The sequence below is a fragment of the Pseudomonadota bacterium genome (genome assembly GCA_039196715.1).
Taxonomy (GTDB): domain Bacteria; phylum Pseudomonadota; class Gammaproteobacteria; order CALCKW01; family CALCKW01; genus CALCKW01.
Genome location: JBCCUP010000033.1, coordinates 34,117 through 44,589 on the forward strand (window position 1 = coordinate 34,117; position 10,473 = coordinate 44,589).

10 protein-coding genes are annotated in these 10,473 nt (G+C 65.2%); 6 read left to right on the forward strand and 4 right to left on the reverse strand.

Annotation, left to right across the window (positions count from 1 at the left end):
- Positions 1–24: 24 nt before the first annotated feature.
- Positions 25–402, forward strand: coding sequence for a response regulator (locus AAGA11_12675; protein MEM9603712.1), 378 nt, complete (start codon positions 25–27; stop codon positions 400–402).
- A gap of 57 nt (positions 403–459) precedes the next feature.
- On the opposite strand, the gene AAGA11_12680 is transcribed toward AAGA11_12675, so the two are convergent.
- The 3 genes from AAGA11_12680 to AAGA11_12690 form a co-directional block, all read right to left on the reverse strand.
- On the reverse strand, positions 460–1,215 hold the full coding sequence (locus tag AAGA11_12680) for a hypothetical protein (GenBank protein MEM9603713.1): 756 nt from the start codon (positions 1,213–1,215) through the stop codon (positions 460–462).
- 114 nt (positions 1,216–1,329) lie between these two features.
- A complete protein-coding gene (locus AAGA11_12685) occupies positions 1,330–1,785 on the reverse strand; it encodes a DUF3429 domain-containing protein (protein ID MEM9603714.1) in 456 nt (151 codons plus the stop codon).
- A 110-nt stretch (positions 1,786–1,895) separates the two neighbouring features.
- Positions 1,896–2,309, reverse strand: a complete 414-nt coding sequence (locus AAGA11_12690; protein MEM9603715.1) for a response regulator — start codon at positions 2,307–2,309, stop codon at positions 1,896–1,898.
- 151 nt (positions 2,310–2,460) lie between these two features.
- Here AAGA11_12690 and dctP point away from each other — a divergent pair, with 151 nt between their 5' ends.
- Both dctP and AAGA11_12700 read left to right on the forward strand, forming a co-directional pair.
- Positions 2,461–3,507, forward strand: a complete 1,047-nt coding sequence (gene dctP / locus AAGA11_12695; GenBank protein ID MEM9603716.1) for a TRAP transporter substrate-binding protein DctP — start codon at positions 2,461–2,463, stop codon at positions 3,505–3,507.
- A gap of 16 nt (positions 3,508–3,523) precedes the next feature.
- Positions 3,524–5,452, forward strand: coding sequence for an ATP-binding protein (locus AAGA11_12700; protein MEM9603717.1), 1,929 nt, complete (start codon positions 3,524–3,526; stop codon positions 5,450–5,452).
- A gap of 23 nt (positions 5,453–5,475) precedes the next feature.
- On the opposite strand, the gene AAGA11_12705 is transcribed toward AAGA11_12700, so the two are convergent.
- Entirely contained in the window at positions 5,476–6,546 is a 1,071-nt protein-coding gene (locus tag AAGA11_12705; GenBank protein ID MEM9603718.1) for a PAS domain-containing protein, read from the reverse strand.
- Between the two features lie 396 nt (positions 6,547–6,942).
- Between AAGA11_12705 and AAGA11_12710 the strand changes: the two genes are divergently transcribed.
- From AAGA11_12710 to AAGA11_12720, 3 genes are all read left to right on the forward strand, one after another.
- Positions 6,943–8,154, forward strand: coding sequence for a cytochrome P450 (locus tag AAGA11_12710; GenBank protein MEM9603719.1), 1,212 nt, complete (start codon positions 6,943–6,945; stop codon positions 8,152–8,154).
- Between the two features lie 199 nt (positions 8,155–8,353).
- Positions 8,354–9,865 (forward strand): trypsin-like serine protease, encoded by a 1,512-nt coding sequence (locus tag AAGA11_12715; GenBank protein MEM9603720.1) that lies wholly within the window; start codon positions 8,354–8,356, stop codon positions 9,863–9,865.
- 123 nt (positions 9,866–9,988) lie between these two features.
- Positions 9,989–10,471, forward strand: coding sequence for a hypothetical protein (locus AAGA11_12720; GenBank protein ID MEM9603721.1), 483 nt, complete (start codon positions 9,989–9,991; stop codon positions 10,469–10,471).
- Positions 10,472–10,473: the final 2 nt, after the last annotated feature.

Below are 10,473 nucleotides of genomic sequence, written 5' to 3' on the forward strand. Positions count from 1 at the left end.
AGGACACGGTTAACGGACTAACCCATGACTGACCAGACAACCCTGCTGTACGTCGAAGACAACGAAGCCGATGTGTTGATGTTGAAGCACCTGCTGGCACGCCACCGCACCGCAGCCCACATCACCATCGACGTTGCCACCAGTGCCGCTGATGCCATCGCAACCTTTGACGCCGATCGACACGCGGCTGTGTTGGTCGATTGGGCGTTGCCCGATGGCACCGGTGCCGACGTCGGTGAGCACGTACGTGCACGCTCTGCGGACACACCGCTCATCTACCTCAGTGGCATCCAGTCGGCCCGAGCCATCGAAGCATCCCACCGGCTGTCCCGCTGTGCTTTCGTCAAGAAGGGCCACACGACAGACTACGTCGAAGCGATTCTGGCTCTGCTTCCGCGCTGAGCCTAAGCAAAAAACACAACTGCGGCCCTACCCGATGCAACGTTTGACTCGACGGGTCTAGAGACGCAACGCGTGAGCCACCAGCGCGTCCTTGCCTTCGAACTGACTGACATCGACACCGCGCGTCTCGAACTCGGCGATCAACTCCGCTTCGCTCAGGGCTTCGATGTCGTCTGATGACAGGCGGAGAAAGTTCAGCCGACGCCGAAACGGCGCGTTGCGTTCCCCGAAGTCACCGCAATCGGAGAACGCAAACTCCTCGGCGTACTTGCTCATGAAGTGGCCGAGAAAGCTGTTCAAGGCCGGGCGGACGCGTGGGTCGGAGGTGAGGTCCAATTCGGGGTCGTCCAGCGTCTCGACCATCAGGGCCACCCAGCGCGCGGCACCGCGGTCGTTGAGCAACTGCAGCGCGTTGTGTTGGTGGTGAAAGCTGAGTCGAAACTCGCCACCGTGGTACGCCGGCCCACCGCCAAAGGCGTCAATCCACATCGCCGCCTGCGTCATCACGTGGTGTTCGACATCACCAACGCGTTCGAACACCGACCGGAACCACGCCTCGTCGGCAAACACGCGCTGGTAGAACGACCGCACAATGGCGACGATGCGCTCGGGACCGAGCACCGAGAACAACTGCCAGAACTGAATCGGGTGCGCGGCATCGTTGGGTGCCAAGAGTGACACAACCGGCGCCATGCGGTGGGCGTTGTCAGGCAGCTCGCCCGACGCGATCGCCTTGGCAATGTACGCAGACCGCACGCGCTCGGTCAGGTAGCCGGGCGCCGTGTCGAAGTGGGGATAGGAATAGCGGGTCATGGTGCAGCAGGTCTGCTGCCTCGCTGCCCACAGAACCTGTCCTCGTGTTTCAGATGGGCTCCAAGATGGGGTGGCCGCTCGCGACTTTCAATCGCGCACCGCCGTGGCAGGGCCTCAGACCCAGAGCGCGACAGCCCCGACGGCCAGGCTTGCAGTCGCGCCAGCCGTCAGCAGTGAGCGCAGTGGGCCAAACCAGGCGGGCAATGCCTCGCTTGCCACGGCGCGCAGGTCGTACCGCCATTGCGCCACGAAGCCGATCACGAGCAACAGCAACCCCGCGGCCCCACCGAGCAGCACGGCAAACCACGCCCACACGCTCGGCGCCACGCTCAACAACCACGGTATCCAGTCGCCGTCGGCCGTTCGCAACGCCACGCCCCACCGTACGCCACCGAGAAAACTCAGTATCACGGCGCCGTACACCAGGAGAGCGGTCTGCGCCACCTGCCACAAGGCCCCATCAAACCACCAGAGTGCGCCCGCGCTGGCCACGAAGGGCAGCAACCCCGCCACGCCGAGCAGCTTGGCGGGTTGCGGGCAATCAGACAGGCGAGACAGCGAATTCAGCATCACAGGGGCTCGGTGGCGACGGTGAACAGCACACACCGGGTGTGCGCGCTGCCAGTGTAACCCGCGCCGACTGCCACGCCATCCGCCGGCGGGCGCGTCGCCGCGCAGCGTCAGCGGCAACGCGACCGCGCGTCGCGGACAATCGCCGAGAACTGCGCTTCGCTCAGGGGTTTATCCACGAACCGGTCGATGATGCCATGGCGTTTCGCACGCGCACGGTGCGGTGCGCTGAGCGGCGTGGTCAGCATGATGACCACCCGGCCCAACGCCGTCACACCCCACTCCGCAGCCACCCTGTCGAGGAAATCAAAGCCATCGAGCCGCGGCATGTTGACGTCCAGCAGCGTGAGGTCCACCGGCGCCCGTCCGGGTTCGCGCAGGTGTTCGAGCGCGCGCTCGGCGCTGTTGCACGCGACCACGGTGTCGGCGAGTCCGGTTCTCGCGATGATGCGCTGGTACACGATCAGGTCGACGTCGCCGTCGTCGACCAACAGCACGTGTGAGAGCGGTTCGAGGTGGGTCATGGGTGCTCCTGATGCCGGCCGAGCGGATTCGGGGTTGCGGCAGGTTGAGCCAGTCCGAACGCGGGTTCCGTGGCACACAACCTGCGGGTACTGACACGCTTGCAGAACCGTTTCCGCGCAAGGATGGCGCCAGCTCCGGTCAGGAGGACCCATGAGACCATCGACACCCCTCGGAATGATCGCGCTGTGTGCGCTCCAGTTCACCGTGACTGCGACCGCAGCCGAAACCGCCGTATTGAACGTCGCGGACAGCCTGTCCGTGACCGGCAACATTCAGCAACACCGGGAAGCGCCGTTCTTTGCCGGCCTGGCCGAGACGGCTGCGATCGAACGTGACGTGCGCTACGCCGCCATTGACACGCTCGAGCTCGACCCGGCAGAGACCCTCGACCTGCTGCAAAACGGTGTAGTCGACATTGCGTCGATCGGCATCGCCGCAATCGCGAAACGGGACCCGGTGTTCCTCGGCCTCGACCTGGTCGGCATGGTCACCGACTACGCGACGGCTCGCACTGCGGCGGAGGCCTATGCCCCGGTGCTCGCTTCGCACCTCGAAGAGCGGTACCAGGTGCACCTGCTTGGCTTGTGGCCCTTCGGCCCGCAGGTGCTCTTCTGCGACAGCGAGGTCAGCGGCCTCGACGACGTGGCTGGGCGCACCGTGCGCGTGTACGACCCCAACCTCGGCGCCGCACTCGAACACCTCGGCGCGCACCCGGTGCTGATCAAATTCGCCGAAGTGGAGCGCGCTTTCGAACTCGACCTGATCAACTGCGCGATAACCGGTCCGAGCTCGGCGAACACGGCCGGCTGGGTCGCCCATTCGCAAAGCACACTGCCACTGGGTTTTCAGATCGCGTTCAACGCCTACGGCATCAGCACAGCCGCGTGGGAGGCCTTCACGCCCGGCGAACAACAGCGGTTGAGTGCCACGTTTGACACCTATCTCGACGCCGTGTGGGCCTACTCCGAGAGCCTGTACGACGACGCGTTGCGCTGCAACGTGGGGGCGTCTCCATGCACCACTGTCCCACGCGCCGATTTGCAGAGCGTGTCGCCGACCGACGCCGACCGCGCCACGGTGCACACGCTGGTCACCGACGTGTCCCTGCCCAACTGGCTGGACGACTGCCACGAGACCAAACCGGACTGCGAGTCACTCTGGCGCAACAGCGTCGGCGCCGCGCTCGGCCTGAACTGACCCCGGGCAGCGTCTGATGTACGCCCCACATTCCCTGCGCCGGCAGCTGCGCGGCGCGTATGTCGCGGTGGCCGTGCTGACGGCCATCTGTGCGGTTGCCGCGGTTGCGACAGCGCTGGTGTCGCAGCGGGTCATCGGCCGTGCCATGGACCACGAGATTCCGCAGCTGCAACGCGTGCATGCGCTCAGCAACCTCGTTGACAAGGCGATCAGCCACGTCTTCTTCGAGCTGTCAGCCCAGGACCGCGCGGCCTTCGACACCGTCTCGGCACGGTGGCAGGACATCGCACAGCCGATGACCGCGGTGCTTGCGGCGTTCAACGACGAATACAATGCCGACCTCACCGCGTCGATTCGCGAACGCCTGTCCGAACTTCAATCGACTCGAAACGCCATCAATTTCGCGGTCAACGAACGACTGCATTTCCAACAGCAGCAGCAGGATGCCGTGCGCTTGCTGGGCCGGACACGGCTGGACATCCTGCAAGTGATCGACACACTCGCCGAAATCACCCACGTCGATGCGCACCACAACGCCCAGCATCGGCAACTGGATGAACTCAAACGCATCGTCGAATCCTACGCGCCGACGCTGCTCGCGCTCCCCACCGAATCCCGCGTGTTGCAGATCGAATTGGCCCGCGTGCGGACACGCAGTTTCGTGCTCGACGCGACAGCCACACTGCAGGGCTTACCCGACAAACCGGTGGCCTTCCTGAAACGGGGTTTTCGGGTCATCCAGGACCTCGGCGACGGTGAGGAGGCGATCCCGGCGTTGCGCCTGGCCGAACTCGATATCAACGCCCGCGCAGCCATCCTGAGAAACAACGCGAGGCACTTGGCCGATCGCATTCAGGCGGACCTTGCCCGGCTGTTGGCCAGTGCAGATCAGCGCTTGCAGGCCCACGTGGTCGCCAGTGGCAACACCACCTGGCAGCTCGCGGCGCTGGTGAGCGTACTGGCGATTGTGAGCCTGGTCTCCGTCGCGTGGTTCCAGACCGAGTACCTGGAGAAGCGCCTGGTTCGACCGCTGGCCTCGCTCTCGCAACACATCCAGGCGTTCGAACACGGGGGCACCGTGCCGCCCCTGCCGACCTTGCCAGACAATGAGGTGCGCGCACTGGCCCACACCTTTCAAGCGGCCGCCGAGCAGAAGGCCGCGCACGAAGCCAGGCTCGATGCCCAGAACCGCGAGCTCACCGCGCTCAATGCCCAACTGTCCAACGCCAACCGCGAGCAGTTCGAGTTCAGCTACGCCGTGTCTCACGACCTGAAGTCGCCAATCAACACCCTGAGCATGCTGCTCAACGAACTGGATGCAATCGACCCGCACACCGAGCCCGCGACCCACGCGCACTTTCTCACCGAGTGCAACAACACCCTGGACCGCATGCGGCAACTGATCGAGGGTGTGCTGCGCTACGCGAGCACGGTGGAAAACCGCCAGGCCAGGGAACACGTGGATCTGGACGCCATCCTGGTGGAAGTGCTGGACGATCTCTCGGCGGACATCCGGTCCGCCGGTGCGCGCATCACGCACGCACCGCTGGGGCAGGTGCAGGGCAATCCCTTTCAACTGCGTATGCTGATGCAAAACCTGATTGCAAACGCGGTCAAGTTTCGCCACGCCGAGCGCGCACCCGAGATCGCGGTGCGCGCGGTGCAGCCCGGCACCGACGCCGTGGTGTTCGAAGTGGCTGACAACGGCATCGGCATAGACCCGGCACACCACGACACGGTGTTCAGCATGTTTCGCCGACTGCACAGCGAGTCCGAGTTCGAGGGTAGCGGTCTCGGGCTCGCCGTGTGCAAACGCATTGCGTCAAACCACAACGGCAGCATCTCGGTCGGCGCACGCGCCGCCGGCGGCAGCGTGTTTCGCGTCAGTTTGCCGGCCCGGCCGCTGTCGAGTATCCCGGACACGGCACCGCGCCGCGCCGCCTGACGGGGTCGCCCGCCGGGTTGCGATCAGCCCACCGCCTGCTCGGGGTAGAACAACACCTGACCCGGCAGGCTGAAACGCGCGTGGCGCCCGCCGTCACCCTGCGCGTTCCCAATGGCGAATTCGCCGTTCCGCTCCACCACGATGCGCCGGATCGATGACAACCCGTAACCGCCTTTGAGAATGAACTCGGTGTCGTTCTGGTGGTTGATGTCGACATCATCGAAACCGACACCCGTGTCGGCGTACACCACCCGAAAGCGCGTGTCGCTGACCGGCTCCACGTGCACCTGCACGGACACGGTAGTGCTCGCGTTGTTCTTGATCACCTGAGAGAACAGTGTCCGCAGTATCAACTCCAACGCAAGCTTGTCACCGTAGAGCCAACGGTCCTCACAGGACAAGTGGTGTTGACACAGCGGGTCGATCGAGACCAACACGGCGCGACCCACCTCAGCGAGGTTGAACTCATCGAAGCTGTGGTTCACCGAGCTCGCAGCAGCGTAGGTTACGATGTCGTCGATGTTGTCGTAGGAGGTCTCGGCGAGGTTCTGCGCCAACGACACCAGCGACCGTTGCTCGGCGCTGGGTTCATCGACCGACTCGGACAGCATGTCGACAATGCTGGTGAAATTTCGGATCGGCGCACGCAAGTCGTGGGCGGCCAACGCGATAAACTGTTCGGCCTCGTCCAGCACGCAATGGCTTTGATACTGTGAATCGCGTTGCGCGTAAGCCGAGGACATCTGTTGCGTGGTCCCGAGGATGTTGACCACATCCCCCTCCCGGTTGCGCAAGGGCATCAGCTGGGTATGCAGCAGCAGTGGGCGGCCCGAGAACGCGACGGCGATGTCATAGGCCGCTGGGAGGCCGGTGCACATCGCCATGACGTGCCGGCCGTACACAGGTTTGCCGTGTTCCTCACCAAACAGACTCACGGCGGTCTTGCCGACGATGTCATCCTTCGAGGCCGACAGCAGTTCGCAAGCCGCGCGGTTGACACCGGTGTAGATGACCCGATTCGCGTGGTTGGTTCCCAACACGAACACAGGGGACTGCACGCAATCGAGGACGTCTATGGCTGGAAAGTTGTGCATCGTCACCGGGCCCCGGCTCCAGCACCCGATCCGTCGGGTCTGGTTTCGACCGATCCGCACCAGCAGGCCCTCTGCCGGCGACACTCGGCCCCTGTTAGAGCTGAGAGTGTCTGGGCGACGCGTCTGAGACGAAACGGACGCGGTTGCGGCCGGCCCGCAGGCAACCCCAGGCGAACCGTATCGGACCGGGCGCACTGCAGACAGCGCGCGAGTCGACTCACCTCGTGTGACGGCGCGCGCCAGGTTTCCTTTAGTGCCGGCGGGGACGCCACCCGGCCCGTCGCCGCTGTTCCTGCCCGACGGGTGCGTGGTAGTTTCTGTGACCGGCTGACCGGATACCGTCATCTCCGATGCACCACGACCGGTCGTCGACACACGACAGGATTGCCCCGCGCCATGACACCGTTGCCAGCCATCGACGATTTCGACCTGCGCGCCCTGCCCAACGGGTTTTACGAGAACCCTTACCCCTGGTACCGGGCCTTGCAAACCCGGGAGCCGGTGCGGCGGATGCCGGATGGCAGTGTGCTGCTGACCCGGTACGCAGACGTTCAGGCGGTTTACAAGAACCCGACCGTGTTCAGCTCGGACAAGACCACCGAGTTCAAACCGAAGTTCGGCAATTCCGCGCTCTTTGAGCACCACACGACCAGCCTGGTGTTCAACGACCCGCCACTGCACTCGCGGGTTCGGCGACTGATTGCCGGCGCCATGCACCCCCGCGCGATCACCGACATGGCGCCCGGTGTCGTGGCCTGCGTCGACGCCCTGCTCGATGCCCTTGAGGATCGACCTGAGGCGGACCTGATCGCCGATTTCGCGATGCAGATTCCGATCGAGATCATCGGCAATCTGCTCGGCATCCCGCCGCACGATCGCGGCCCACTGCGCGGCTGGTCGCTCGCCATCCTGGGCGCGCTCGAACCGCGCATCGACGCAGACACCTTCGACCGCGGCAACCGGGCCGTGACCGACTTCACGGCCTACCTCGACGGACTGACTGCCGAGCGGCGTCGCACACCGGGCGACCCGGAACGCGACGTGCTGACCCGTCTCATCCAGGGCGAAGCCGGCGACACGCTGAGCCTCTCCGAGCTGCTGCAGAACTGTATCTTCATCCTCAACGCCGGACACGAGACCACCACCAACCTGATCGGCAACGGGCTGGTGCTGTTGGCGCAGCACGGCAGCCAACGCGCCCAGTTGCTCGCCGAGCCCGGGTTGCTCTCCGGCACAATCGACGAGATCCTGCGGCTGGAGAGTTCGAACCAACTGGGCAACCGCATCAGCACACGCGACACCGAGATCGCCGGCCACACCCTGTGTGCCGGCACACCGGTCACGCTGTGCATCGGCGCGGCCAACCGCGACCCAGCACAGTTCGCCGACCCCGATCACTTCGACCTGCGCCGCGCGCCCAACCGTCACCTGGCGTTCGGATCAGGCATTCACCAGTGCGCCGGTATCAACCTCGCCAAGCTGGAGGGCCGCGTCGCCCTCGGGCGTTTTCTGCAGCGCTTTCCGAACTACCGGCTGGACGGCCAGCCCACCCGCAGTCTGCGCGCCCGATTCCGCGGCTTCTCGCGCATCCCCTGTCGACTGCGCTGAACCCCCGACCGGCGACTGGCCAGGGTGCCGCGCGCGGCTGCAGTGCCAAAAACGTGACGCCCTCCGCATTTCCCTCTGTACCACCTGTGAAACACTGACCCTTCAGCGCTGTGGCTTGGCCGCGCCCGGACACAGCACCCATGGACACCGGTGAAAACGAACACCGCGCGCGTAAAAATAATAACGAGAACAAAAGCTTATGCGTACGCTTCGATTTCGACAGGCACTGACTGCCGCCCTCACGACCGCCGCCCTCGGCCTGACCGGCCCTGCGGCGGCGACCACCCCAGACGCCGACTGGGCCTTCGAGTCCACCGAGACCGGGAGCAGCGGTGTGGAAACGCGCATCGTCAACGGCGACCGCTCGGCGGACGGCCAATTCCCCTTCATCGCGGCGCTTCGCTCCGGGATGACCGGGCGCCTGGCCCTGCCGCTCAACCTGACCGCCACCGGCCCGTTGATGTCGGGGTCCGATCTGCGCAACTTCGAGGGCGAAACCATCGAATGCGGTCGCTTTGCCGACGAAGACGACCGCTGCGAGGACGGCGACGCGCGCGGCAAGGTCTGCATCCTCGAATACGATTACCCCCGCGAGGGCCGCACCGCGGAGACGCCGGGGCAACAGGCTGACCGCTGTGCCGCCGTCGGTGGCATCGCCGCGGTGTTCGTCGAGACGGCGAGCGGCTCGACCGGTGTGTACAACGTGCGCGACAGCGAGTCGCGCCTGCCCGCGATCAACGGTGGACGACTGTCCAGCAGCACCTTTGCCCAGTTCATCGTTGCCTACGCCGGCGAAGACATCGCGTTCACGCCCGGCCTGCTCGACTACGTCTACTGTGGCGGCAGCTACCTGGGCGACCGCTGGGTCGCCACCGCCGCCCACTGTGTCACCGACCTGCTTGGCAACCGACTGTTGCTGCCCAGCGAAATGGCGGTCACGGTCGGTGTGAACGACCTCAGCTCCGACCGCTCTCGGTCAGAGGCGGTCGCGGTCGAGCAGATCATCAGCAACCCGGGTTTCCGCGTCGACACCTCGGGCACCATCCGCGGCGACTGGGCGCTGATCCGCCTGTCGGCCACACCCGAGAGCGGCAGCGCCATCCCGATCGCATCGGCCAGCAACCTCAACGCCGCGAAAGCCGCTGCCGGTGCGGTCACGGTGATCGGTTGGGGCGGCCAGGTCGCCTATGGCCCTGGCACCTCGCAGCCCACACGCCCTTACAACATCATGCCGTCGAGCACGCTGCGCCACGCCGTGATCCAGTTGGCCGACACGGACGCCTGCAACGCCGGATTTCTGAACTTCAACACCGTGTACGAGGATGGCGATCGCAGCCGCCTGACCGTGGTCGGTGACGAAGAGGTCTGCCACGCCAACCGACAGACTTTCGACGTCAACGTGTGCCACGGTGACAGCGGCGGGCCGAGCGTGATCGCTGTCGAGGGTGAACTGCAACTCGTCGGCGCCACCAGCTGGGGCCCGGGTCCGGGCTGCGCCTACGGGTTCGACGGTTCCTACGCTGTCTCGGCCAGTCTCACGCACGTCGCTGGGGAGCTCTCTCGCCTCACCGGACTGTCACTCGAAGACACGAACGGCCTGGTGATCCCGTCGGGCACAACGCGGTCCGGCGGCGGCGGAAGCCTGTCAGTGCCGGGCTTGTTTTTCATGCTGATGATCGCCGGGCTGCGGGGCCGCAGGCGTTCACACTGACGCCCGTGGCGGCCAGACCCGGACGCGCCGGTGTGGCACCCGGCGTGGGGTGGACGAGGCACACGGTGGCGCGCGGATGGTGTAGTCTGCCGTGAACAACCGCCAAAGCCCGGACGCACCGCCATGCTGAAACGCGCCGCCTGCATCGCCCTTTTTCTGCTGCCTTTCTCGCAATCACACGCATCTGACGCACTGGAGCGCATCGAAGCCATCAGCGAAGACATGACCTCGCTGATGTTCGACGCCATGCTCACTGAAATGGGCGCCGAGGGTGTCGATACCAGCAAACTCGCAGAGTTGGTGCCGAGCACCGAATGGGACGAGCCCATGCGTGACGCGGGCCGTTGCGTGCTCGACCGTTTCACTGCCCGGATCGGCGACGACGGCGTCGACGCCATGCTCGATCAGATGGAGGCCCGGTTGCCGGAGATTCGGGCCGGCGGCATGCAGGCGATCGATCAGCTCGGCAGCCTGCTGCCCGAAGGCATCAGCGAAGCCGAGGCCGACGCCATCAACAGCGAATGCGGCATGACCCGCTTGATCCGGGAAAAGATGATGAACCCGGAATTCATGTCGGCCGTGATGTCGCTGATGAGCGAAAACTGACC